17 protein-coding genes and 1 other annotated feature are annotated in these 26,153 nt (G+C 41.2%); of the genes, 2 read left to right on the forward strand and 15 right to left on the reverse strand.

The window, feature by feature from the left end; translation table 11 throughout:
* Nucleotides 1-700 precede the first annotated feature (700 nt).
* Nucleotides 701-2,521, reverse strand: a complete 1,821-nt coding sequence (locus ABVZ64_RS00760; RefSeq protein WP_352399356.1) for a methyl-accepting chemotaxis protein — start codon at nt 2,519-2,521, stop codon at nt 701-703.
* A 522-nt stretch (nt 2,522-3,043) separates the two neighbouring features.
* On the opposite strand from ABVZ64_RS00760, the gene ABVZ64_RS00765 reads away from it, so the two are divergent.
* Nucleotides 3,044-3,535: a hypothetical protein gene (locus ABVZ64_RS00765; RefSeq protein WP_352399151.1), complete on the forward strand. Its 492-nt coding sequence runs from the start codon at nt 3,044-3,046 to the stop codon at nt 3,533-3,535.
* Nucleotides 3,536-3,798: 263 nt separating this feature from the next.
* On the opposite strand, the gene panC is transcribed toward ABVZ64_RS00765, so the two are convergent.
* The 6 genes from panC to ABVZ64_RS00795 form a co-directional block, all read right to left on the reverse strand.
* Nucleotides 3,799-4,647 carry a pantoate--beta-alanine ligase gene (gene panC / locus ABVZ64_RS00770; protein ID WP_352399357.1) on the reverse strand — a complete coding sequence of 283 codons (849 nt, stop codon included), beginning with the start codon at nt 4,645-4,647 and terminating at the stop codon, nt 3,799-3,801.
* 26 nt (nt 4,648-4,673) lie between these two features.
* Complete coding sequence (gene panB / locus ABVZ64_RS00775; protein ID WP_352399152.1) at nt 4,674-5,501, reverse strand: 3-methyl-2-oxobutanoate hydroxymethyltransferase; 828 nt, start codon at nt 5,499-5,501, stop codon at nt 4,674-4,676.
* Nucleotides 5,498-6,460 (reverse strand): Rossmann-like and DUF2520 domain-containing protein, encoded by a 963-nt coding sequence (locus tag ABVZ64_RS00780; protein ID WP_352399153.1) that lies wholly within the window; start codon nt 6,458-6,460, stop codon nt 5,498-5,500. The genes panB and ABVZ64_RS00780 overlap by 4 nt, the downstream gene beginning before the upstream one ends.
* Nucleotides 6,461-7,015: 555 nt before the next feature.
* Entirely contained in the window at nt 7,016-8,719 is a 1,704-nt protein-coding gene (locus ABVZ64_RS00785) for a GGDEF domain-containing protein (protein ID WP_352399154.1), read from the reverse strand.
* Between the two features lie 378 nt (nt 8,720-9,097).
* Nucleotides 9,098-9,343, reverse strand: a complete 246-nt coding sequence (locus ABVZ64_RS00790) for a hypothetical protein (protein WP_352399155.1) — start codon at nt 9,341-9,343, stop codon at nt 9,098-9,100.
* Between the two features lie 86 nt (nt 9,344-9,429).
* Nucleotides 9,430-11,526, reverse strand: coding sequence for a glutamine synthetase III family protein (locus ABVZ64_RS00795; protein ID WP_352399156.1), 2,097 nt, complete (start codon nt 11,524-11,526; stop codon nt 9,430-9,432).
* A 448-nt stretch (nt 11,527-11,974) separates the two neighbouring features.
* Nucleotides 11,975-12,215: a binding site (T-box leader), on the forward strand.
* Nucleotides 12,216-12,268: 53 nt separating this feature from the next.
* On the opposite strand from ABVZ64_RS00795, the gene asnB reads away from it, so the two are divergent.
* Nucleotides 12,269-13,843, forward strand: coding sequence for an asparagine synthase B (gene asnB, locus ABVZ64_RS00800; protein WP_352399157.1), 1,575 nt, complete (start codon nt 12,269-12,271; stop codon nt 13,841-13,843).
* Nucleotides 13,844-14,195: 352 nt separating this feature from the next.
* On the opposite strand, the gene ABVZ64_RS00805 is transcribed toward asnB, so the two are convergent.
* The 8 genes from ABVZ64_RS00805 to ABVZ64_RS00840 form a co-directional block, all read right to left on the reverse strand.
* On the reverse strand, nt 14,196-15,263 hold the full coding sequence (locus ABVZ64_RS00805) for a flavodoxin family protein (protein WP_352399158.1): 1,068 nt from the start codon (nt 15,261-15,263) through the stop codon (nt 14,196-14,198).
* Nucleotides 15,263-16,453 carry a Rossmann-fold NAD(P)-binding domain-containing protein gene (locus ABVZ64_RS00810; protein ID WP_352399159.1) on the reverse strand — a complete coding sequence of 397 codons (1,191 nt, stop codon included), beginning with the start codon at nt 16,451-16,453 and terminating at the stop codon, nt 15,263-15,265. The genes ABVZ64_RS00805 and ABVZ64_RS00810 overlap by 1 nt, the downstream gene beginning before the upstream one ends.
* A gap of 13 nt (nt 16,454-16,466) precedes the next feature.
* Complete coding sequence (locus tag ABVZ64_RS00815; RefSeq protein WP_352399160.1) at nt 16,467-21,317, reverse strand: hypothetical protein; 4,851 nt, start codon at nt 21,315-21,317, stop codon at nt 16,467-16,469.
* A gap of 406 nt (nt 21,318-21,723) precedes the next feature.
* Complete coding sequence (locus ABVZ64_RS00820; protein WP_352399161.1) at nt 21,724-23,133, reverse strand: S1C family serine protease; 1,410 nt, start codon at nt 23,131-23,133, stop codon at nt 21,724-21,726.
* A gap of 514 nt (nt 23,134-23,647) precedes the next feature.
* Nucleotides 23,648-24,652 carry a tryptophan--tRNA ligase gene (trpS, locus tag ABVZ64_RS00825; RefSeq protein WP_352399162.1) on the reverse strand — a complete coding sequence of 335 codons (1,005 nt, stop codon included), beginning with the start codon at nt 24,650-24,652 and terminating at the stop codon, nt 23,648-23,650.
* A gap of 70 nt (nt 24,653-24,722) precedes the next feature.
* Entirely contained in the window at nt 24,723-24,947 is a 225-nt protein-coding gene (locus ABVZ64_RS00830; protein ID WP_352399163.1) for a PspC domain-containing protein, read from the reverse strand.
* Entirely contained in the window at nt 24,944-25,648 is a 705-nt protein-coding gene (radC, locus tag ABVZ64_RS00835) for a RadC family protein (RefSeq protein ID WP_352399164.1), read from the reverse strand. The genes ABVZ64_RS00830 and radC overlap by 4 nt, the downstream gene beginning before the upstream one ends.
* 3 nt (nt 25,649-25,651) lie before the next feature.
* On the reverse strand, nt 25,652-26,146 hold the full coding sequence (locus ABVZ64_RS00840) for a ribonuclease FAU-1 family protein (protein WP_352399165.1): 495 nt from the start codon (nt 26,144-26,146) through the stop codon (nt 25,652-25,654).
* Nucleotides 26,147-26,153 lie beyond the last annotated feature (7 nt).

A 26,153-nucleotide genomic window follows, 5' to 3' on the forward strand; every position in this document is an offset into this window, starting at 1 on the left:
TCTATGAACAGGCAAGAAATCTTTCTTGGGTCTTAAACATACATTATAAAATCATTTGCTTTCCTATAGACCTGGGCACCATTTGTTGGGAATACAAACACTCCCTATTCTAAATTTAGCCTTTGGGATAAGATGGATCCACCGAAAAAAGGGGGAAGGGTTTTCACTAGAATTTGAAGATCAGTATTACATCATTTTTTATAATTATATAAACAATTTAAGACGTATCCCATGTATCGTAGCCCATGAAACAGGTCATATCTTATTAGGTCATGTTGAAATAATCACTTTCCACCAAAATAGCGAAATAGTCTCCTAAACAAAAAAAGAGGACGGGCTCATATCTTTCCATGAGATCTTCTTATTGTCCTGGCCTATGCTTTGTTCCCTTGATGTACATATGCAACTTTAGCAATTTGCAATTTCACCATGGAATCTACGGATATTGGAGCCCAAAGATTGGCCATGCTGATTCAAATGGGTGTTTTCCAATACATCTCCTTCCACCCTGGGTGACACAGCAGTTTTCCATTATATTGAAAACAAAATAGCAGGAATAAATAGTCCCCTGAGGTTAAACAACGACCTCAGGGGACTATTTCCCTAATTATAATGAAGCATTTTTTGTTTTTTGCCCAAAGCCCAGCTACAACCAATGGACTTTTTAGGGCCAAATGAAACCCTTTCACTTAGTGTGTTATCAATACTTGCCATCATAATTGGAAAAATTCATATCCGAATATCCGCCACTATTGGATTCCATTGAATTCAAACTCGCTTCTTGATTGCCCTTCAGCTTAAACTGACCAATCAATTCCTTCAACATCATAGACTGACCGGAAAGCTCCTCACTAGCTGCCGCACTCTCCTCAGCTGTAGCAGAGTTTGTTTGCACAACTGCAGCAATCTGCTCAACCCCAAGGTTTACTTGCTCAATAGAGGTTGCCTGCTCCTCACTGGCATCGGCAATGAATTGAATGATGCGGGTAGATTTGTCTGCACTGTTCACTACATCATCCAGAGATTTGGCAGTTTCATTTACAATATTTACCCCTTGTTCTACAGCATAAACAGATTTTTCAATCAATGCAGCTGTGTTCTTTGCACTTTCAGCAGATTTTCCTGCCAAGTTACGCACTTCATCAGCAACAACTGCAAAGCCTTTTCCTGCTTCCCCTGCCCTGGCAGCTTCCACAGCGGCATTTAACGCTAAAATATTGGTCTGGAATGCAATGTCCTCGATTGCCTTAATGATTTTACCAATTTCATTGGATGTGTTACTGATTTCCTCCATGGATTTTACCATCAGATTCATTTGATCCTTGCCACGGTGAATGACGTTGGTTGTTTCAATGGCAATTGCCTTTGCTTCTTCTGCATTCTTTGCCGTTTTCTCACTATGGGCAGAAACTTCGTTCATAGAAGCAGACAACTCCTGAATGGCACTTGCCTGTTCTGTTGCCCCCTGGGAAAGACCCTGTGCCCCTGCTGCAACCTGTTCAGAGCCACTTGCCACCTGCTCCGCCGCAATATTGATCTGAGTGAGGGTATCATTCAGCATATCAGCTGTGGTGGTCAATGCCTGCTTTACTTTAGCAAAGTCTCCATCATATGTATTTTGGAAAGCAAGACTTAAATTTCCATGGCCCATTTCCTCTAATAAATAGGAAATCTCATCGATATATTTGATATATGTTTTTAATCTTTCTGTCAAAATGCCCATTGATGCGGCCAGTTGACCCACTTCATCCCCACTGTTTATGCCAATTTCTGTGTCCAAATTGCCTTCAGCAAGAGCCCGAGTGACCTTATTCAACTTGCCAATTGGCCTTACGATGCTTATCACGATGTACAGACCAAGTGAACATGAAACGGCAACGCACACTAGGATAATCACAATCAAATCAAAAATGGATTTCTGAATCCCTGCCTCAACAATTCCACTTTGCTCAGCAATATAGTTATCTATAAAGTCTGTGTAATTTCCTGTGCCTAAAACCCAATCAAAGGGTTCAAAATAAACAGAATATCCTCTTTTGGGTGATGCATCTGTTTCTCCTGCTTTTGGGAAGGCAAAATCCGTAAATCCGCCACCCTGTAATGCCTGATTTTTAATTTCCTGAATAAAAGGGAAGCCGTTGGCATCCTTTGCGTCAGCACGATTGGTACCTTCTGTGTCCTTACCCAATAAAACAACACAAGTTCCATCTTTCTTGTCAGCCCAGAAATATCCATCTGTGCCATATCTCATGTTTCTTAGTAAATTTGCGCCAATTTTTTCTGCTTCTTCCTTGGTGTAAACACCTGCCAAATGGTCATCATAAACCCTTTGCAAAACAGAAACAGCATTATCCACCTGTTCCTTTATTTTTTGGTCAAAGTCTGCCCTAATTTGCAACTCCATGGTTTCCATGACAATTTCTTTTTGATCCTGCATTTTAAAGATTGCCATACCTGCCACACTAATCCCAGAAAGTACAACAAGCAGCATCAAAATAGCCATTTTTGTTTTGATTTTCATCGATTTCACATAACTCCTCCATTCATCATCACACCATTAAAATTTCAAGCGTTTCTGAAATTTTATTCCTCCATTGTTCCTTTCCCTCTTAGAAATATTAAAAATATCCTGTATGGAAAATTATAGCATGAATTTGACAATTTGCAACATTTTTCTTGTTGTTATATGCAAAAATAGAATTAATTCATCAAAATCATTGTGTATTTTGCATACAAATTTTTAAAAAAAGTTGTAACCCAGTCTCATTCCTGTCTACTTGCAACTTTTTTGTAAAAAAAATCCATGATACTTTGCTGTTTATTTTCTATGACCCAACCCATCTCTGTTTTTTTATAATTGCCTTGGTTTTTAACCCCTCACTATGTTATAATTAAAAAAAGCAACATAATTTACAATTTGATGGGAGAAAGTTCGACTCAAAACTTTCCACAAAAACCATTGGTTATTTCGTGGTAAAGCCAATAATGAGATGTAATTGGGTCCCGTAAATAACAGGGTACTACTTTGAAAAGAGGTGTCATTATGCTTAACGATTATATCGGTATCATCGGTGCTGTTGCTGGTTCTGTCAGCACACTCCTAGCAATGGAGGGCATCCATCGCCTAGGCGGCGTCAAGGTTTACCCTAGAGAAGTGCGAATCAAATATCACATGAACAGCAGTTTTAAAAACTCCATGTATGAAGAAGTCAAGCAGCCTTTTCGCCTTGGCTATGATTTGGATATCTTTAATAGCGCAAACATCCCCAATGTTTTGCATGGCTTTTCTTTGGCATTTTATAAAGGCAATACCTTAGTTTTGGAGGATCGCCCCAAGTGCGACGGCAGTGTTTTGAACGTCAACCCAAGGCAGATTGTTCCTGTCACCCAGGTTTTTGATATGGACGACTTGGACGATGTCCTAGTTGGAATCACAAAAATTGTCTTAAAATATAGAACCTCTAAAAGAGGTACCCGCAAGTTTGTGCTGTATGACGGTCAACCTTTATACCCCGATACAGGCAAAAAAATCTGATTCCTCCCCCTGATCCCCAAATGAAAAAACCATCCTCTAGGATGTTGTTTTAATGATTACCAAAATAAAAAAAACCGAAAATCATTATGTTTTCGGCTTTTTTTATTTGCTTCCTCGTGACAAATGCACTCTTTTTTGCCTCACACCACAAAAAAGCCCTCCTGGGAAAATGGCCTTAGCAATTTTTCCCAAAAGGGATCTTTTCTTCCTAATCAACCTTCTTACCCAGGAGATCCAATTGTTTCAAACCAAAGTCTGTGTTTTTACACCTCAAAAGTGATATTATCAATCAATCTGGTCTTGCCGATATATACCGCAATGGGAATTAACACATTGTTCTTAATTTCTCCATTGATGCTTTCAAGGTTTTCCTTGTCAACCACTTCCACATAATCGATTTTTGCCATAGGCTCTTGAATGATGCAAGAAAGAATGGCTGCCTTCAATATAGGAGCGTTTCGCTCACCCTGTTCCAACACGCTTTTTGCCATTTTCAGACTTCTGTTCAACACCTGTGCCGCCTTGCGCTCCTCCTCAGATAAATACACATTTCTGGAGCTAATGGCTAAGCCATCTTCCTCACGCACAATGGGGCAAGATATAATTTCCACCTCAAAATTCATATCCCGCACCAATCTTTTCATTACGGCAACCTGCTGGGCATCTTTCTGTCCAAAGTATGCCTTGTCTGGCCCAATGATGTTAAAAAATTTGGATACCACCAAACAAACACCATCAAAGTGACCTGGCCTTTTGCTGCCACAAAGAACATCCGTCAAACCGGAAATATGCACCGTTGTGCATTTGTCAGACAAATATAATTCCTGGGCATCGGGAGCAAACACTGCATGGACACCAACCTGGTCGCACAATGCCCCATCCTTGGCCAAATCTCTGGGGTAAGCCTCAAAGTCCTCGTCGGGGCCAAATTGGGTGGGGTTTACAAAAATGCTGGTAATCACCCTATCATTTTCTGCCATCGCTCGCTCCATCAGGCTTTTATGCCCTTCGTGCAAAGCGCCCATGGTTGGCACAAAGCCCACAGAAAACCCTTCGTCTCTCCATCCTTTCACTAAATCTCGAATTTCTCCAATGGTTTTTACAATCATGATTTTATCTCCTGTTATCTCATCTTTTCTTAATATAGCTTCTTTAATTGCTCCTCATCTATTTTAAAAGTATGTTTCTCCTGGGGAAAGAGTCCCTTTTCCACCTCTTGGATATACATACCAATTGCCTCTTTCATAGTCTTGCCCAAATTGGCATATTGCTTAACAAACTTTGGAACAAAATCATCAAACATACCCAACATATCTTGATAAACCAAAATTTGCCCATCACATTCTTTACCGGCACCGATACCGATGGTAGGAATGGAAACTGCCTTTGTGATTAACTCTGCAACCTTGGCGGGAATCCCCTCCAAAACAATGGCAAAAGCCCCTGCTTCTTCCAGAGCAACTCCATCCGCAATCAACTGTTTTGCCGTTTCTTCCTTTTTTCCCTGCACCTTAAAGCCCCCAAAAGCATTGACCGATTGGGGGGTTAACCCCAAATGCCCCATAACAGGAATTTGCGCATCCACAATTGCCTTTACCTGCGGCAATACATTTGCGCCACCCTCAAGTTTAACTGCATGGGCGCCACCCTCTTTTACCATACGCCCCGCATGATAAATGGCATCTTCAATGGAAGTATGATAGGACAAAAAAGGCATATCACTGACGATGAGAGCGTTTTTAGCCCCTCTTTTTACTGCCTTGGTGTGATAGATTATTTCATCCACCGTAACCGAAAGGGTGTTTTCCTCCCCTTTTATTACCATTCCTAAAGAATCTCCAATCAAAATACCGTTAATTCCGCTTTCATCAATGATTTTTGCCATGGAATAGTCGTATGCTGTTAGCATAGTCAACTTATTTCCTTTTGCCTTTGCCTCTTTAAATGTTAAAACCGTATTCTTCATTTTTCCAATCCTTTCAAACAAAGCTCTACCTTTTTGTAGCTGTTTTCCTTATCTATGCTTCCCATTTTCCGTGATAACCTTAAAAGATGAAGGGAAAGAGCTTGATAAATTTCTTTATCCTCCTCCTTGATCACGAAAAGGTGGCGTTGCACCGTTTTCCAGTCCCCCCTGGGAACAGGCCCAGTGAGAGAAGAAAGGAACCCCTTTTCCTCTATATTTCTGATATTGCCTTTGACCAAAGGCATTATCGCAGAAATTGCTTCCTGCTCAGAAAGTCCCATTTCTCGGAAATAGGAAACACCTATATCCAATAGGGCCAAGGTAAGGTTGGATACAAACACATTGGCAAGGTGATACGTTGCCGAGGTTTTTGCATTTCGAATGAAATAAAAGTTGCCTATTTTATCCATCAATTGCAACACCAAATCATCATTTTCCCGCAAAAAGTCACCCTCTAAGGAGAACCTCACAGTTTGTAGTTCCTTTAAATCCACAGTTTTATGAGAAAATGCATAGATGGGATGGATTGAATATACGGCTGCACCTGCATTTTTTGAAAATTGCAAAGCCGTTGAAGAAAGTGAGCCACTGGCGTGGCAAATTGATTTGCCTTTTACGTTCAACTTTGAAATTTCTTTTTCTATCGTTGGAATCGTGTCATCGGGAGTTGTAATCCATAAAACATCATTTTCGTCAACAATTTTATTTAAACTGTTGTATTTTTTTGTTCCTGTTTTTTGGCAAGCCTCTTGGGTGTGTTCCAAGGTTCTGCCATAAAAACCACTTACGTTTATTCCATGTTGAATAAAGTAGCGGGCGAGATTCACCCCTACTTTGCCTGGTCCAATAAAGCCAATTTTGATATAATACCACCTCCGAGAGCATGGTACAACATCGGTGTCAATCTCATTCCCGATAGATATGAGTTGCCAAAAGGTAAATCCTAAGCGTTTCCTCACAAAAAATCTGCCATGTGATGACGTCTTTCCTTTCCAAAACTAGATAAAGTGACGCCCCTATGCAGGATGCAAAAAAACGAAAAACACTTTGGTGCAGTTTTTTCAATACCACCCGCAGACAGGATACCACCAAACCTTTCATAACTCAACCTTTTTTTACACGCAACAGAAATTTAGTTAATTTTTCATAACACTATAGGATAAATTATTATGCTTTTTTGCCCCATCATCTTTGCATAATTATGATATTTATACATAGTTTCTAGGTGGTTTGAATGACTATTTCGGGGGTTTTAGTCAATGTAAATAGAAAAACCACCCTTCGGCAATGCCATATATTTACAACTTTTGCAAACATATTACCCTATCCCATAAAAAAATGCCCATAGTGCTGAACCATAGGCATTTGAAACCAATCGTTATTTAAAAGCCAAACTTTTTTTCCAAATAGATTTGCTACCTGTGCCTGGTTTGAAAGTTTTTTTGAAAAAGCCATACCCATCATTCCAAGGGAGGGACTATACACCTAGCGCACATCGTTTCCATATAATTTATTTAATCCCGAAATCGACTTGACCTGTTGATACCCATTCCCCTGACATAACCTTGCCCCTGTTTTTTATTTTCTTTATCCTGATACATCAAAGCATCTGCCATTTTGAAGGCTTCTTGAATACTATTTTGGCTGGTTTCTGATTGAAAAGCCATGCCCCAAGAGGCACTCAGGTTGTACTGGCTTTCCTTGTTATTTAAAAGAATGGCATCTCTAAGTTTATTGGAATAACTTAATAGTTCTTCCCTCTGCCCCCTAAGGACTACAGCAAATTCATCGCCTCCAATGCGAAAACACTTGCCCTCCTGACAAAAAACTGAAGTCAGGCATTCCGCCATATAACAAATTAACTGATCTCCCATCCAATGGCCATAGGTGTCATTTGCAAATTTTAATCCATCCACATCAATCACGAAAATAGCATTGTCAATATCTCCAACTGGCTCCTTTTGTGCCATTTCTTCCAATATCTGATCAAAGGCATATCGGTTGCCTACTTGGGTTAACGCATCTGTAAATGCGGCTTTTTTCAATGCACTAGCCTCAAATCCAATTTTTATGAGCTCCAAGTTTTTATTAAACTCTCCTCTTGCAATAATGCCTAAAGAAAGCAGGGTTCCCACTTGTAATAACACGGTGTTATCACTATTATTGGTAGTGTAAAATAGGAAAATGTCTGTGATGCCAAATAGGATAAACACGCTAACCCCAACAAACAAAAACTTTGCCCGACGATAGGAGTAGTCTCGGTTAAAGGTTACTAGGGTGTGAATCACCAGCAGCATACTTAAAATGATAAACAAATGGCAAAGGGGTAACCACTGGTAAAAATCAATGAGACCCAAAGTTTGCGCTACTACCATCAAAAAGAAATTAATAATTATTCCGGAGCATAAATGCTCATAGACACGTTGGTTTTCAGGCTGCAGGGCACTGCTAAAAAATAATAGTGCCGGAATCGGTATTAATGCGGTGGATAGAAAAACCATTTGATATGGCAATAGTATCTTCCCCGTAAAAAATTGGGAAAACTTGGACTCTCCGAAAAACCAAACCCCTAAAAGAAGGGCAAATAAACCAAGGTATATAAAATTGGCCGAATGCCTCACTTTATATATGTAAAGACCATAAATAACCAGTATAAACCCTAGAATAAAAACCAATGTACTGCTACATAATGCAGGGAAATATTGGATAGCAATATGAAACAAAATTGCACTTTTGCTCCCCAACATTATTTCATTTATCATCCCTTGAAAAAAGCCATAAGGCGATAAGGAAGAAATTTTTATCACTTGTCCGGGGTTGATTGGTGGTAAGGCAATAATATGCCATGCACTGCCTGGTGAGCTTGGCATAGTTGGCACACTCTCTGCCTTGCCATAGAAATATATCACCTCATCATCAACAGAAACGGACACCTCCTGCTGAGAAGATCGAAACCCCAAACAAATTCCTTCAGGAATCCTTTGATTTATGGTTTGATAAATTTCAAAGGGCTTGCCCCTGGCAGTAGGCACCTTTCCAGGAGGTACAAATGCTTGGCTTTGTCCGTCTTGCCTTTGATAAAACCATCCATCCGTTAAAATCTGAACTTCTTCTTGATTAAAGCCAACATCTCTTGGGTCAAAAGCAACGGAAATTCCGCAGATGATCATACAAACGATCATCCCTAGGGAAAAAAGTGAAATCATTATCTTTCTCATAAATCACCTCCCACTTTCACCAACATCCTTTTATCATGCATTTTCTTTTCGTCTATAACACATACTTATTTTAACATAAATTATTTTAAATGAAAGTAAAGTTCATGTTAAATGGAAATTTTTCCGCTTTTAAAAAAAAAGGATTTGATAGGTTTTTTCTCATAAAAAAGCTATGTAATATTAATTCTGGACGCAAGTGTTTTTCTAATCTTTCCTATTTTCCTCACCCCTTAAAAATTATATTTTCATACTATCTATTGCCAAATATAAAAAACGGAACTCCTTTTAAACTTTTCTCCAATGAAAAAAATGCCACAGAATTAAACTCTGTGACACCCTTTTTCTTTCACTTTTACCAAATTTTCTAACCAATAAAACTCAAAGCCCTTTTAAATAAGCTTTTCCTTTTTCGGTCAAACCGCAAATAATGTAATCTGCCCCACAGCACATATCAATTTCAATGACCTCAATAAAGCCCTCATTCTCTAAAAGGGGAATTGCCTCCTGCACCTCTTTCATCGTGAAAGAAGATCCAAGCCTGACCATATCCGTAGGATCCAACTCCTTGCCGTTGACACAATTGCTTTGAATGAGCTGTAGCATCTCTATGTGTTTTTCCTTCATGTGTTTTCCCTCCTAATGCCTTTAGTTTATCATAAAAAGTCGGAAAAACCCATGCATATCTAATGTATTTTTTACATTCTTATTTTTTACAGCACGCTGAATAATAATTCGGCGTATGTAGGAAATGGCCAATATTTTTCGCCAACTTCTTCTTCCATCTTATCAGCAATTCTACGCAAATCTGCCATAGCTGGAATAACAGCATCCCTGTAATACTCCCCTTCTTTTTGCCCATCGGCAATGTCATGGGCTTTGGCCAAACATTCTTTTAGGTCGGATATTTTATCCACAAAATCTGCGCACAATTGGGACAATTCCAAAGCCAGGATTTCTTCGCTACGGCAGTTAATGGAAGGGGAAATTTGTCTTTTGAACGAAATGGTTTCCGCCAATTCCTTTACATAGGCACTAACCGCAGGTAAAATACTCTTTTTTGCAAGCTCTAACATGGTCAAAGCTTCAATATGAACAACTTTAATATAGTTCTCTGCCAATATTTCATAACGAGAATGAATTTCTTCTTCTGTCAAAACGCCATGCTTTGTAAATGTGGCAATGTTTTTCTCCGTCACATAATAAGGCAGTGCATCTACCGTTGTCTTTAGGTTCAAAAGGCCTCTTTTTTCAGCTTCCACAACCCACTCATCAGAATAATTGTTGCCGTTAAAGATGATGCGTTTGTGTTCTGTCACAGTCTTGCGAATCAGCTCATTTACCGCCGTTAGGAAGTTTTCAGCAGCTTCCAGTTGATCCGCAAACTGAGCCAGTTCTTCCGCCACAATGGTATTTAAAATAAAGTTAGGGCAAGCAATGGAAACTGCACTGCCTAACATACGGAACTCAAATTTATTGCCCGTAAAAGCAAAGGGAGAGGTTCTGTTTCTATCTGTTGTATCTTTGAAAAATCTTGGCAAAACGTGCACGCCAACCTTCATCATTTCTCTGTCCCTGCCTGCATACTCAGCACCACTTTCAATGCTATTTAATACTTCCTGCAAATCTTCCCCAACAAACATGGATACGATGGCAGGAGGTGCTTCATTGGCACCCAAGCGGTGGTCATTGCCTGCGGAAGCAACAGAAATACGCAACATATCCTGATATTCATCTACGGCCTTAATCAGAGCCACCAAAAACAGCAAAAATCTTGTGTTTTCCACAGGCGAATCCCCAGGTTCCAGTAGGTTTACCCCCTTATCCGTAGAGATGGACCAGTTGTTGTGTTTCCCACTGCCGTTCACCCCATCGAAGGGCTTTTCGTGGAGCAAGCAAACCAAACCGTGTTTATCTGCCACTTTTTTCATGACTTCCATGGTCACCTGGTTGTGATCACAAGCAATATTAACTGTTGTAAACACAGGGGCCAATTCGTGCTGGGCAGGGGCAACTTCGTTATGCTCTGTTTTTGCCAGAATGCCCAATTTCCAAAGCTCAATATTCAAGTCGCTCATGAATGCCTTCACCCTAGGCTTGATTGCCCCAAAATAGTGGTCATCCAGTTCCTGGCCTTTGGGAGGTTTTGCGCCAAACAAAGTTCTTCCGCAATAAACCAGGTCCTTGCGCTGCAAGTATACAGCCTTATCAATCAAAAAGTATTCCTGTTCAGAGCCGACGGTTGTGTTCACACGGCTTGTTTCTGTGTCACCAAACACCCTCATGATGCGCATTGCTTGCTTATTGAAGGCTTCCATCGAGCGCAGCAAAGGAGTTTTCTTATCCAACGCCTGACCGCCATAGGAATAGAACGCAGTGGGAATGCACAATGTATTATCTTTAATAAATGCAAAAGAAGTAGGATCCCAAGCAGTGTAGCCCCTTGCCTCAAATGTAGCACGCAAGCCACCATTGGGGAAACTGGAGGCATCAGGCTCTCCTTGAATCAGCTCTTTGCCGGAAAACTCCATAATTATCTGTCCGTCACCTGCAGGTGCAATAAAGCTGTCGTGCTTTTCTGCTGTAATGCCTGTCATAGGCTGGAACCAGTGTGTAAAGTGAGTTGCTCCTTTTTCAACGGCCCAGTCCTTCATGGCATTGGCCACAATGTCCGCCACTTCCTTGTCCAAGCGTTTGCCTTCTTGCATTACCTTGCACATTGTTTTATAAGTACTTTTTGGTAATCTTTCCTTCATCACATGCTCATGAAAAACCATCGAACCAAATAATTCGGGAACCCTATTTTCCATATTTTCCAGCCTCCTTTGTGGTGTTTAATTATACCGACTTGAAATGCCAAGGGGGCTGCAGATAGACCTATGACCATAAGAAAGTTACAAATAACTCTTCTCTTATGGGAACACGTCTAGCCGCAGCCCCTTCGCTGTATACCACGTCATTATATGGGCTGCCTTGTTGACTGTCAACAAAAATATTTCCCTGCAAAAAACAAAAAGGAAAGATAAATTCACAGGATTGAATAAGGAATTCTGGCAATTTCAAATTTCAACTGTGCATATTTCAGCCATTGGCTGTGGACATTTGTATTTTATATCACCATTTACGTTGTACAAAAGGGAATACAATGGAAATTATTTGGTGAAAATATATGGTGATGTATTTTCCCCTCTATTTTTACTCCTAAAAATTAACTATTGACAACGAAATAAAAGAGGAGTAGAATACAACACAAAATTGAAAACGGCGTTGAGGAAGACAAGTAATATAAAAAAACCGCCCCAGTGAGCAAAGGATAGTGAGAACTTTGTGTAGGCTTTTATATGAATAACACTTCTTAGCTTCGATCTGAACCTCCTTTGGAGCAGTAGGTAAGACGGTTTGTTCCCCGTTACGGAACACGGGTTTATTTGAACCCAGAAAGAGACTGTTTTAACAGTAATTTAGGTGGCACCGCGGATGGCAGCTATTCGTCCTAATTTTAAAAAAATTTAGGATAACTAGCTGCATAATTACATTCGGAGGTGTTTTTTTATGTGTTCAATTATGGGTTTTACAAAACAGCAGGATTTTGAAAAAATGATGGAGTGCTTCCGCCGCACCATTTCCAGAGGGCCTGATCTATCCCGCACCTTAAAAGCGGGAGATGGTATGCTCTGTTTTCACCGCCTTGCCATCATGGGTTTAGATGAAAGGGGAATGCAACCTTTTTGCTATGAGGGCGACGCTGTGGTTTGCAATGGGGAGCTTTATGGCTTCCGTTCCATCAAAGAAAAACTGACTGAGAAGTATACCTTCGTCAGTGAATCCGACTGCGAAATTATTCTTCCTATGTACCACGAATATGGCCTTGATATGTTTCAAATGTTGGATGCGGAGTTTGCCCTAATTCTCTATGATAGCAAAAAAGATTCCTTGATTGCCGCCAGAGACCCCCTGGGCATCCGCCCTTTGTTCTATGGTTATTGTCAAGATGGCTCCATGGTGTTTGCCAGCGAAGCCAAAAACCTAATTGGCCTTTGTAAGGAAATCACGCCCTTCCCTCCCGGCCATTACTATGCTGACGGCCAGTTTGTACGCTACTGCGATTTAACAACAGTAGACACCTTTTCTACCGATGATTTAGAGACCACCTGTAGCAAAATCCGTGATTTATTGGTAAAGGGTATCAAAAAAAGATTGGACGCTGACGCACCTTTGGGCTTTTTGCTCAGCGGCGGCCTAGACAGCAGCTTGGTTTGTTCTGTTGCCACAAAGATTTTGAAAAAACCAATCCGTACCTTTGCAATTGGTATGGCAACGGATGCCATTGACTTACGCTATGCAAAAGAAGTTGCCGATTATCTACACTGTGACCATACAGAAATCATCATTTCCCGTGAGGATGTTTTGGAAGCTTTGGATTATGTTATCTATACCCTAGGCACCTATGATATTACGACCATCCGTGCCAGCATGGGTATGTACCTCATTTGCAAGGCAATCCATGAGCAGACAGATATCCGTGTATTGCTGACAGGAGAAATCTCCGATGAGCTTTTCGGCTACAAATATACAGACTTTGCACCTAGCCCCCAAGCTTTCCAGGCAGAGGCAAAAAAACGAGTGGATGAACTTTATATGTATGATGTTTTACGAGCTGACCGTTGCATTTCCGTTAACTCTTTGGAGGCCAGGGTTCCCTTTGGGGATTTAGACTTTGTGCGTTATGTTATGTCCATCCATCCTGCCATGAAAATGAACACTTATGGCATGGGTAAATACCTTCTGCGCCACGCCTTTGAAGGGGATTGGTTGCCTCATTCAATTTTATATCGTGAAAAAGCTGCTTTCAGTGATGCCGTTGGGCACTCTATGGTGGATGACCTAAAAGAATATGCCCAAGGCAAATATAGCGATGCAGAATTTGAAGCAAAGTGCAAACAGTATGAATTTGCCACTCCTTTCACCAAGGAAAGCCTAATGTATCGTGAAATTTTTGAAAAGCATTATCCAGGTCAGGCAAGAATGGTGAAAGCCTTCTGGATGCCTAACAAAGAGTGGAAGGGCTGTGATGTTAACGACCCCTCTGCCCGTGTTTTATCTAACTATGGCGCAAGCGGAAAATAATATTTCGTTGGCAGTATCCCCTTTTTTACCTTCCAATTTGTAAGGGGATACTGCACCCTTCCTTTTTTCGAGAACATTCAATTAAAAATTTTGGAGGATGTTTTTAGCCCTATCTCCCCCAGCTTCATAAAAAGTGTTTGCTTCTGCCTTGGGTACCCTCTTTTTATTTACAAAATGAAAAGGGGGTTCTTTTTCTTTGATTTTTCCTTTTAGGGCTTTATGAAATTTAATTTCTCCTTTTTGGGAGAGGTACTCCATTCATAATGTAGAAATTTTTTCTAAAGCTCCTACCTCAATGAAAAAACGCCGATGAGAAAGGGCATCAGCGTTTGAAAATTTGTTTTATTATTTTTCATGCCTTCTCCACCAATGTATTCATCATCCCTTGGGCAAAGGCAGTGGCTCTTTCTCCGATCCCCTCAACTTTTAAAATGCTTGCAGGATCGTTTGCAGTTTCTACCATTGCATACCGAGGGGGCAAACGGAAGGTTTTATTCATGCTAAGGGCGCTGATTAGCTGCTCTGCAACAATATCCCCACCGCTATAGCCAGAAACCACAATGGCGTATAAATGCTTATCGTAAAATTGGTTTTTTCGAAATAATGCTGTCAAACGATTGATAAATGCCGTAATATTGGCACTCACGGCATCGTTATAGTTGGGCGCAAGAATAACCAGTGCGTCGCAAGCAAGAATTGCAGGGTAAACCTCCTTGGTAATTACCCCACCATAATAACAGCTTGCCTTTTCGCTAAAGTGCATACACATGCGATAAGGGCAACCGCTGCAATCCTGAATGGTACCATTTCTCAGGGAAAGCTCTGTAATATCGCAGTTTCTAAGTTGATCCCGAATCATATTCCAAAGGCCAGCAGTGTTGGATGTGCTGTAATTGCTGGCATGAAGCACAAGAATATTCCCCCGTTTTTTGGCCAATGGCTGATATGCCATCACCCGCTTCACCATTTCTGCCGCTGAAATGTGATACGCCGTCAGGTTATCCGTTTCCAAATTCATGGCTTGTATGTTGTAGTTTAACAAATCCTTGGTGCCCTCAACCATGGCACGCCCCGGGAAGGAACATCCCGCCTGGTTTGCCGTAAACATCAACCCTCGCGCCACGGATTTTGTGTAAAGTTCACTTTCCCCATCAATAATAATGCCGCCAATGCTCCCCTCCAGCATGGAAGTATCCGTTCTCATTTTTTTCAGAAAACGACAATACTCCAAATTGACCCCGGAAATACCCAGTGGGATTGCAAAAATAATCCGTCGGTTTTTCAATGGGCCAAACCCATCCACAGTTTGAATGGTTTCCACTTCATAATCACCTAAGACATCTTCTAGCAAGGCACGCAGCCTTTTGGTACGAATTGCATCCTCACATTTTGGATAAACCAAAGTCAATTTTTCCTTCATTACATCTCCTCCAATCCACGAAAGGCTTTTTCCAATCTGTCAAAAAGCGGTTTCGGCAGTGGCAAGCTTTCCAATTCCAGTCCCCAAGGTGTACTTCTATTTTTGCATCCCATAAATACACCGCCCAAAAAGTTTGAGCTATAATGCCATTCTCCCTGCAAGGTTAAAATTAATGAGATGGCCGCCGAGGAAATGGCTGGTGCAACGTAGGGCTTAAAGCCCAAATCCCTAGTGCGTAAATTGGCATCAATGGCTAACTGGGTTAATTCCTTAGAAAGGCTATCATCGTAAGCTTCTATGCTGTTGGCAATAACCAAATCCTGACCGTGGGGGCCATAGGCTCTGCCCTCCCTTAAAAAGGAAGAAAAGCGTTTCTCCTTCTTCGCATAGTAGGCGGCACGGGCATTCATAACTCCCAAGCCATAGCCCTGAATCTGTTCGGGTAAAAGCCCTTTGCCATCAAAATTCCCAAGCCCATCGGTGTTACTTGCCAAAAATGCCACCTTACACAAGGGGTCAACGGGGTCAGAAACCACTGCAAAAAGCCCTTGAAATCCACATTCTCTAGCCTTTTTTGCAAAAATGAAAATAATGCCTCGGTTGGCTTCAAATTGCGCCATTCGTACATCTTTCACCTCTGCCCCAACGGGCGGAATACCTTTAGACGCACAAAATACGAATATGTCACACTGAAAAAGCTCATCTTCTTTTAATATCACAACCTCTGGCATCTTATGGTAATCCCAAGGATAAGCAGCCTGGTTTAATTCCATTTCCCATCTTTTACAAACAGCATCGTTCACATCATAAATGCCCAAGGTATGGATGCAATCGCCGCCCAAAAGCTTCAAGGCCGTCAAAACCGTACTTCCTACGTCCCCAAGGGCTAATAAATGAACTCTTTTTTTGTGGTCCTTCTTCTTTTCTAGGCGTTCTTTCCATTGTTCTGCCGTGGCCCAATTGAGATTAATCAAAACTGCATTGCCCTTTTCAATGTCTTTGGAAAATAACGCTCGTTCTCCTTGGGATAGCTTTTTGGTCTGCTCCCCTAGGGCGTTGCTGTCAAGGCAAAACAACCCCTCGCCACCCACCAGCTGGCCTAAGTTGGTTAGCCTGCAACAGCCTTTGTTTTTTTCTTTGGGTAATGAAACAGGAATCATTACGCCATGTTGAAATTCATATCGTTCCATGCTTCTCTCCTCTTTACTTCACCAAATGCTTCAGTCGAATTAGCCGTTCAATGTCATTCTCCAAATAAACCGATGCAGGCAAGTGGTAGTCGTAGCTCATACAATTGCCTCGGTCGGGGCATCTGGGAGAAATAACCACCTCGTTTAATCTGTCTAAGGTTAAGCTTCGCTCAAAGGCCCTTTGATATTCCTGCTCCAAAACCCGTAAAATATCCCTGGCATTTTGCAGACATACCATAGATAAATCAAAAATGGCATCTTTCGTTGCATTACTCAAAAATCCGGGCATCACATAGGGCAGCATCAAATTCACAGAATCGATCATACCACTATCTCTGCTTCTGATTTGCTCTACGCCATCCCCACCAATAAAGGGGTACATAGACGTTTCCACAAACCAAGCCAAAAGAGAGGGAATAAAGTATGCACTTTCTACCTGTCGGCCTTGAATTTCCATTAAATCTCGGCCACGGCCCGAAAGCACCCCAACAACAATGCGGTCAATATTCACCCCTTCTTCCTCAAAAAGAGGGTTTAACTCCCGAATTCGATAGCCTTTATGCAAAAGGTCATCCACCAAAATAACAGGGCGGCGGAAAGATTTTATCATCCTTACCTGGCAATCCAAGGGCAAGTATTGGGGAAATTCTTTGATTTTGAAAGATTTGATCTCCCGATCAAACACCTTTTCTGTATGCAAAACCTTAGTGACCGTGTTGGGGATTACAATACCCTTTAAAATTTTGCCAAAGGGTACACACATATTGGGCCCTAATTTTTTTACAGAACTAGGCTCCTTTGGGACACTGTTTGCCTTGGTGATTAGCTCGATCAGACGGTTGTGCATCATTCCTGCATCAAAGGAAATCACCAGCTCCCCTGGGTTCAATTTTGTCATTGCCCTTTGCATTTTACAATGGGCCTCACGCAAGGTAGCCAAAACCCGCTGGTTGCTGTTAAAGGGTTCTTTGATGGATGTTTGCACATTGTGATACAGGGTGATGGGGCTTTTCATATCCACAACGTAAATATCTCTGGCTGCATTTTTCACCAGCTTTAAAAAGCCTTGCCGCTCCAGCACATCCTTTACTTTTTCTGTAATCTCCCCTGACTTCAGGCTGAAAATGCAGTAGGTATAATCCTCCTCCAAGGCCTTAGCGATAGATTCTGTAAATAAAATCTGTTCCAAATCCTCTATTTTTGAATTTTCTCTGGAATAGCAAGCCTCAAATAAGATAATTTTACCCGATGTATTTTCCCTAATATAACTTGCCGTCTCAATGTTTTCAAACTCCCTATAAAGCTCTGTGGTTGCCAAATGACGATAAACCATAATGCCGTCGGGCTTGCCTCGGCCAAACTTATCAAACACCACAGTCATGCCACTGCCACTTTTATGCATGGCCTCCAACAGGTTAGCCACCACATCCGAGGGGATGGTGCTGCCAAAAAGCACCCCTTCCGCCTCCTCCACATCGGTATAACAGGCAACCTCCACGGCTTTGGTTTCTAGGAGCTGTTTATATTGTGGCTCTCTCAAATAAAGGCTGTTTTCATAAATATAGTTTTGCGCCACTGTATCAATTAGGTTGGAAATATCTCGGTTATGGTCAATATTCTCTCGAATACGGGTAGAACTTACATCCTCAAAGTGGGTGGGCAGTTTTAGCTCCAAAACCTCATTTTGGATGCAGTCGTAGGTTCCTTTCTTCTTTGCCCCTGTGTCGACATCCGTCTCCCTTAAGAAAAGGATATGAGGAAAGGTTTGTATGGAATGCTCCACAGGCTCAATTTTATAGGAAGATGCATTTTGCATCACATCACTTCCTGCCACCATATAAACCTCTTTATCGGGAAAAAGCTCCCTTAGACGTTTCAAATCCTCAGGGTTGGCAATATTTACCGGCACATTTTCTGGGAACAGATAAATATTTTCCTCGTTGGCAACAGACATATTGATAATCCGCCGTCTCACCATATGAGGTTGGGTTTTTTTTGACCAAGAAAATTCATCAATGGCCAAATACACAATAAAACCCATATTCCGAATCTCTTTTGCAATTTCCTTATGTCCCAAGGAAAAGGGGTCAAAACTGCCGGGGAAAAAGGCAACTTTGTTGGGCTCCACAAAAGAAAAACTGCCTTGGGTAAACAAATAATCACTAATAAAGCGGTAAATGGCATTCCAACTAGCGGTGTCATTGAAAAATGCCAACTCAGAGGTTTCAGTTTTATCTGTCAATGTCACTAGCTTTTTGCTGATAAAAGCAAAAATATTTTTCTTTTCATCTAGGGTTAGTCCATCACTACCAAATAGTTCGTGGCCAACAACCCAGAAAGCCTCTCGGTTTACGTTGGTGTGATAGCTGGCAAAGCCACTGAGTATCATCCCCATGATTTTCTTTTTTCTTTCCTCATAAATAGCCACATACTCAGGAAATCTAGCGCTATATTTTTCATAATGGCGTACCATAACACCAAGGGTATCCAGGGCAACACTGGCAATACGGTCGTTTGTGCTGCACTGCAAACGATGAATATCTAGGAGAAATTCGTTTAACTCTTTGGGATGCAAATACATCACATATTCACCCAAATATTGAGGGATGTATTTGGAAAACTCAAATTCCCCAATTTCCAAACCCTTGGTCAATTCAATGGCAACCTCGTTACGCTGATCCCAAGAAAGCAAGGGAGCAAGCTTCACCAATGTTTCCCCGGCAAAGTGGCGCACGGTCACCTGCTCACTTACCTTCAATAGGTTGGAGAGATGAGTAGCAACATGAAGCTTTGGCATGGTAACACCCATACGAATTCGTACATACAAAAGCTCAATATTAATAATCTTTATTTTCCATGGGGTTGCGGCCTTTAGGTTTTCCAAAAAAATATCGGAAACCACCCGATCATCCTGAAAAATGCGGTGGAAAGAAACCCCCCTAATTTTGTCTCTAATTCCGTAAGACTCCCCGATCATATATAACAAAAATTCCAAGCTCACATTACCCTTTATCGTGAGGCGTTCCACAATTCTCACCACATACTCAACCAGATCAGCTTTCTTACCATAATCCCCAGCCATTTCTTTTAAGTTCAAAAGAATGGCAGCCCGAATCTCCAAAGATTCCTTCTGGGCAAAGCTTTCCATAAAGGAAATAAGAATTTTTTGTTCCTCATCGTTCAATAAATTTTGTGGCACAGATGGCAGGGTATCTATCAAGATAAAAGCCGTGTCATCAGCCCAATCCGTCACTTTATAATACTCTAAAATAGAGGCAATATATTTTCCCCTTGCTTCTACCTTGCAGTTTTCCAGCAAAGATGTGACCACCCTTTTTAAGCCGTAACCCAACCAACGACGGTGTCGGTCTATCATTTTATGATCGGGCACGATGATCATATGCAGATATTTCTGCCACACATCAAAGCTGGAATTTTCATCCAGAATAATATCAACATTCAAGGGCAATTCCTTTCCATACTCCACATCGTAGCCAGCAATCATATTGCCCAGTAAGTCCCCGGCCTGACGGCGAATATCACCCTCTCTGTGTACCATCAATTCATACAAAAAGCTAATAGACATCTGCTTTTGCTTTTGGTTCATATATGTGAAATATTCAGAAAAAATATCCAAGTATGCCCTTGAATTTTTCCAATCTCTGGCACTTCTAGCTGTTTCTAAAATCGCCCCAAAGGATGCCTCGCGGCTTAATTTGTGCATCAAGCGAATATTGTGATCCACTGCAATATTTTTAAACACATCCACCGTTTCGTTAATATCCAACAATGCCAATTCCTTGTGGGATACCTCGCTAAGTTGCTCCTTGGTCAAATCTGTATTTACGCCAATGGAGTGCATATAGTGTTCAAAGTCCACTAATCGTGAATAGACATGGCGATAGCGGTTTTCTTTGGCTGGATCCAAATTATCCAGCTTGTCTAAAATCACCCGAAAGGATTCTTCCAAAGAATACAGCTCCATGACTTCCTTACCATTTATAAAGCCCTTGCTTTTCACCCGAAAATCGGCATAAATTAAAATCAAAGACTCAGCCGGCAAGTTTTCCAGCTCCAAGTCCCAGGTGGAGTGGTTGGCAGCAATATGGCCAATGTCGGAAAGGCCATTATTTTTAAACCAAATATCTGTGTAATAATAATGCAAATACGGAATTCGTTTTGCCTCGTTGTCCTTACAGCCAAATTTTCCAAGATCGTGACCTGCCGCCGCCCCGGAAATCAACCCCAAATCCACAGGCACATTGGCCTTTGCCAGCTGCCTGCCGATATGCATGGCAATATAATGTACTCCCGCCACATGGGCAAGGGTATCATAGGGTGTAACCTCTCGGCCAATTCTCATAATCTCATAGATATATTGCTCATTAAAACGGCTTAAAAACTTTGCATATTGCCCTTCATAGGGGCTATTTTTCATTTCCTCTGCTGTTGCAAAGGCAAAATCTCGGTTGATGCCAAAGGGTAGCTTTTCTTTTTCATAGGCCAAAAAAACCCGTAATACTTCCAAATAAAAATAAATCCCACGGCGTTCATGAACGTCAAGGATGATGTCCTTTCGATGGGGATACATCTCTTTGATTAAGAAGCGAAAGGTATAACTTAACCAACCCTCCTTCGGCACTTCTTTTGACAAGGAGGCAAGCATTTCTTCGCAATAGAACAGAACCTTTTGGCAAGAAACCTCATCCGTCTCTGTTATGGCAGCAATGGCATGAAACCAATACTCCTTATCCAAAAACATAGCGATGGACTTCTTTTTTAAGCCGGTTTTTCTAAGAAAATCTTTATTGGTAAGGGCCAAGTAAAGCCCTCTGTATATCACAGCGCTTCTTTTTTTATTCATAAGCAGCCTCCCTTGCATCTCTTTTTTCAATTTTAACACTACACCCCCATGCTTTCAATAGGCGTAACCTGTTTGCACAAGATTTCAATGAAATATTTTCAGTTGTTATGACAAATCAACAAAGTTTGTATGGGTTGTTTTCAACTTTAAAACCGAGTATGGTTTTGCATACCAAAATAGTATTCCCTATTAAAATAAGCTTCTCTTTTCTTTGATTTTTTTGTCTCAACAAACCTATTTTTCGCAAGAAAGCTATGAAAACACAGCCTCTCCTTGTATATCCCTGTAGCTTCTTTCTCCTTCTTAATAAAAAAAGCTCGCCTGCTTCAAATCAAGGCTAGCCTTGTTGAAGCAATCGAGCTTTTTTAACAGCGAATCTCACGCTAAAATTTTAGGGGTAGGGCATTTAGTTGTTTTTATCTGCAATGATTAGTTTTAAGTCATGGCCTGTTTCGCCATTTCTTACAACGTGAACATCCACAGTGTCACCCACTTTTGTTTCACCAATGATTTGAACCAGTGAGTCCATATCCATTACAGTTTTGCCGTTGACACTTGTAATAATATCGCCAACCATAATACCAGCCTTTTCCGCAGGGCCACCTTCGGTTACTTCCATGATCAGTGCCCCCACAGGCAATTTATAGAGATTTGCATTTTCGGAAGTAATGCTTGTGCCTTTTATGCCAATATAAGGCTTTGGCTGTGTTCCGTTTTCCAATAACTCTTCTACGATAGGCACAATCACATTGCTTGGAATAGCATAGCCCATGCCCTCAGCCATAGAGGAGTTGTATTTTGCTGTGTTGATACCAACGACTTCCCCAGCACTGTTTACCAAAGGTCCACCACTGTTACCACCATTGATTGCTGCACTGGTTTGCAAAACAGTCAGTTGATTGCCTTCTACATTAATGTTTTGTTCTGTCATACTAACCATACCATCTGTAGCAGAAAGACCCATACCCATGGCATTACCAATGGCAATTACGCTATCGCCAACTTCAAGGCTATCAGAATCACCAAAGGAAGCCACGCTTACATCTTTAACCCCTGCACTTTTCAGATCGTTCCAAGAAACGGTAAGAACTGCCAGGTCTGATTCGCTCTTTGTACCAACCACCTTCGCAGGAACCGTTACATCACCTTCCAATGTTACATAAATAGAAGTGGCACCGTCAATTACATGGTTGTTTGTAGCAATGGCAATCTTTGCATCATCGGAGAAGAAAATTACACCACTGCCTACGCCGTTGGATTCATAAGGAACGCTAAAGGAGCCAAAGTAATCTGCTGTACCGGAAACCTTTGTGGAAATGCTGACAACAGATGGCTTCACCCCTTTGATAATATCCACGGCTGACATGCCAGTCACATTGGAAGAAACCTTTTGTGCGATAACAGGGGTTTTTGTCACCGTAGGTTCATCCTCCAAATAATATTTTACAGCTCCATAGCCTGCGCCAATGCTGGCACCACCAGCAATGCTCACAATTAAGCAAGCCGCAATAAACTTGCCCCAATTGCGTCTTTTCTTAGGCGTTTTTTTCACCTGCTCTTCATAATGATACTCACGGACAGTGGGGCCATCCCCTTTTTCATCTTCATTAGTCTTCTCGTGATCCGCCTCTACATGGGCTTCTTCTTGGTCAAGGCGTTCCTCGTCCATTGTTTGTGTTTCCTCTCCCATAACGTTTTCTGTCATGGTCTCATCTATAGGTTCAGGCTCTGTTGCCGCCACCTTGTTTTCAGTCATTTCTGAATTTTCTGTTTCATTTTTTTTATTGTTTTGATTCATATCTTCGGGTTCGAACATATTGTATGCCTCCGTTCATTCATTTTATGTTATGAGTATACCGCAACCTTTTGAACAAAATATGAACGTAAAATAAATAATCGGTTAATTTAACGAACTTTCCACATACCCTTTAAAAAAGAGGGAAAGCTGTCGAATTTAAATTCGCCTGGTGGGGCTATTCCCTGTCAATGGGAAGTAATATAAGCACCTAGGTTTGAATTGGGCAAAGGCCCTTGGAATTTCATCTATAATTTTACTTTTCCCACTTCCTAAGCAAGCAAGAAAACCATGCCCCATTTATTTAGACCAATGAGGCAACCCCTGTTGCATAGGGCTATGGGCAAAAAAATAAATTTCTTTTTACCCATAACTCTTAAGGAACTCAAAAAAAGCATTGGAAAAAAAGCACGTACGGGCACAATTTGGCTTACATCTTCCAACGAATATCTTTGGTTTTATAGGTATACCTATGGTGACTTTCCCAAAAGTATACCTAATAAAGCCTTAACATCAACCCTCTAACCATGTGCTCTTATCGAATTTTTGTGGGAAAACCAACTTTTTTCTGAACCTTTGTTAAAGTTCTTTCTGCCATACGGCCTGCTTTTTCTGCACCGTTTTTAATCACATTGTCCAGATAATCTTTATTGGCCTCCAACTCCTTCACACGCTTTTGAATTGGCTCTAGATTTGCAACAACGGCCTCTCCAACAGCAGCCTTAAAGGTACCATAGCCTGCATTTGCAAATTCTCGTTCCGCGGCCTGGGGTGTGGCTCCTGTTACAGCACAATAAATCCCCAAAAGATTAGAAATCCCCGGCTTGTCCTCGCCAAAGCGCACCTGATTATCAGAATCTGTCATGGCACGTTTGAATTTATTCATAATCACCCCTGGCTCATCCATCAGTGCTATGGTGTTATTCTTATTTTCGTCGGACTTAGACATTTTCTTTGTAGGCTCTTGCAGTGCCATAATCCTTGCACCAACCTTGCCAATATAAGCCTCGGGAATTTTGAATGTATCGCCATAAACCCCGTTGAAACGTGCTGCAATATCCCTAGTGATTTCCAGATGCTGACGCTGATCCTCTCCAACAGGAACCAAATCTGCCTGATAAAGCAGAATGTCTGACGCCATTAAAACAGGGTAGGTGTATAAACCTGCGTTAATATTATCGGCGTGCTTGGATGCCTTATCCTTAAACTGCGTCATTCTGTTCAGCTCGCCCATGTAGGTGTAACAATTGAGAATCCAGCCCAATTCTGCATGCTGAGATACATGGGATTGATAGTAAATAATATTTTTTTCTGGGTCTAACCCCACCGCAAGGTACTGGGTTAATAAGTCCCTGGCTTGCTTGCGAAGCTTAATGGGATCCTGACGCACTGTAATTGCGTGCATATCAACAATGCAATATAAGCAGTCATAGTCATCCTGCAGTTTTGTCCAGTTGTTTAATGCCCCCAAGTAATTACCCAAAGTAATCAACCCTGAAGGCTGCATTCCACTAAATATTCTTTTCTTTTCATCCGCCATTTGTTTATCTCCTCTCCCGCAACACAATGAAAAAGATGGCCTGTGGAAACTCCCCAGTGCCACCTTACTGTTAGTCTTTTTCTTTATACTCGCCATCGATGTAGCCTGTATCTACAGGAATGATACAAACACAGATAACATAAGCCAAAATACCGATTAAAAATCCTGTGAAAACACTACCCAAAACCCAAACCAAACGAATCAAAGTAGGGTCGATGCTAAAATACTCACCAATACCTCCGCAAACACCGGAAATTTTTACATTCGCACTAGAACGATATAATTTTTTTGTCATAACTGTCCCTCCATAACTTCTTTATTCAATAATTTATTTTCCAGAAAACTAAATGTAGCACCATCCGCAACAATAATATGGTCTATCAATTGAACTTCAATGGCATACAACAATCTTGCCAATTTCGTTGTTGTTTCTATATCTTCAAAAGTAGGTTTACAACTGCCCCCGGGATGGTTGTGGGTAAAAATCACCGCCGAGGCTTGCATTTTCAGGGCAGCCTCCACCACAAACCTTGGGTGTATGACTGCTGAGTTAACAGTCCCTCCTGAAATTTTAACAGAATTAATGACCCTGCGCTTATTATCAAGACAAATCAAATAGAAAAATTCTTTGTTTTTATACGCCATTAAGGATAAGCAATACTCCACTGCCAGGCTTAACGAGTTTAGTACGGGCTTATTCCGCCATCTAGCTTGTATGCATCGCTGGCTGAGCTCCTTTTGCAAAGAAATCAATAAGGCTGTATTTATATTTATGCCACAAAGGCTGGCAATATCATAGGGTTCTGCTTCAACCAGGGTGGCCAGAGAGCCGAATTCTTTTATCATTTTATGGGCAAGAGGGTTTGTATCTCCCCTAGGCACAGCGTAGTAAAGAAGCATCTCCAAAAGCTCGTGGTCCCTAAAACCTTCGCCGCCCTCTTGAAAAAACCGCTGCCGCATTCGTTCCCGATGCCCACTGTGGATATTTGTCCCCATAAGCTACTCCTCTATTTCTAAGGGTTGAATCAAAGCGTCAAAGCCATTGCTATAAATGGTCTGCAATAGCGCATCCAACCGCCTAATGGCATCTTTGACATTTTTTATGGAAATCATACCATTATCCAAGCAATCCGCCAATTCTGCCAAATCAACCACCTTCACGAAACCATTTTCAAAAACGATAACATCCGCCAATAAATCGCTAAAAATATATGCATTATCTTCTTCATTATATTCCGTATCGATTATATCACAATAAAAATAAACCAGCTGGTTTTTTTCGTTCAAAAACTTGCTAACCTTATATCCCTTTCTTATGTAATAGCAGGACATTCCGTGATCAAAGTTTTCCTTAGGACGAAAAACACGCCACTTTGTTATAATCTTGTCCTCATCTTGATAAAGAATTTTATCATCCTTTAAGTATATTGTTTCACTTGGTACAAACCGCTTACGGTAGAGCTTTAGTTTATTCAATGCCGCACCCATCCTCATCTAAAAA

Origin of the sequence: Anaerotignum sp., assembly GCF_040307045.1 — a bacterium.
In the GTDB taxonomy this organism is placed as follows: domain Bacteria; phylum Bacillota; class Clostridia; order Lachnospirales; family Anaerotignaceae; genus Chakrabartyella.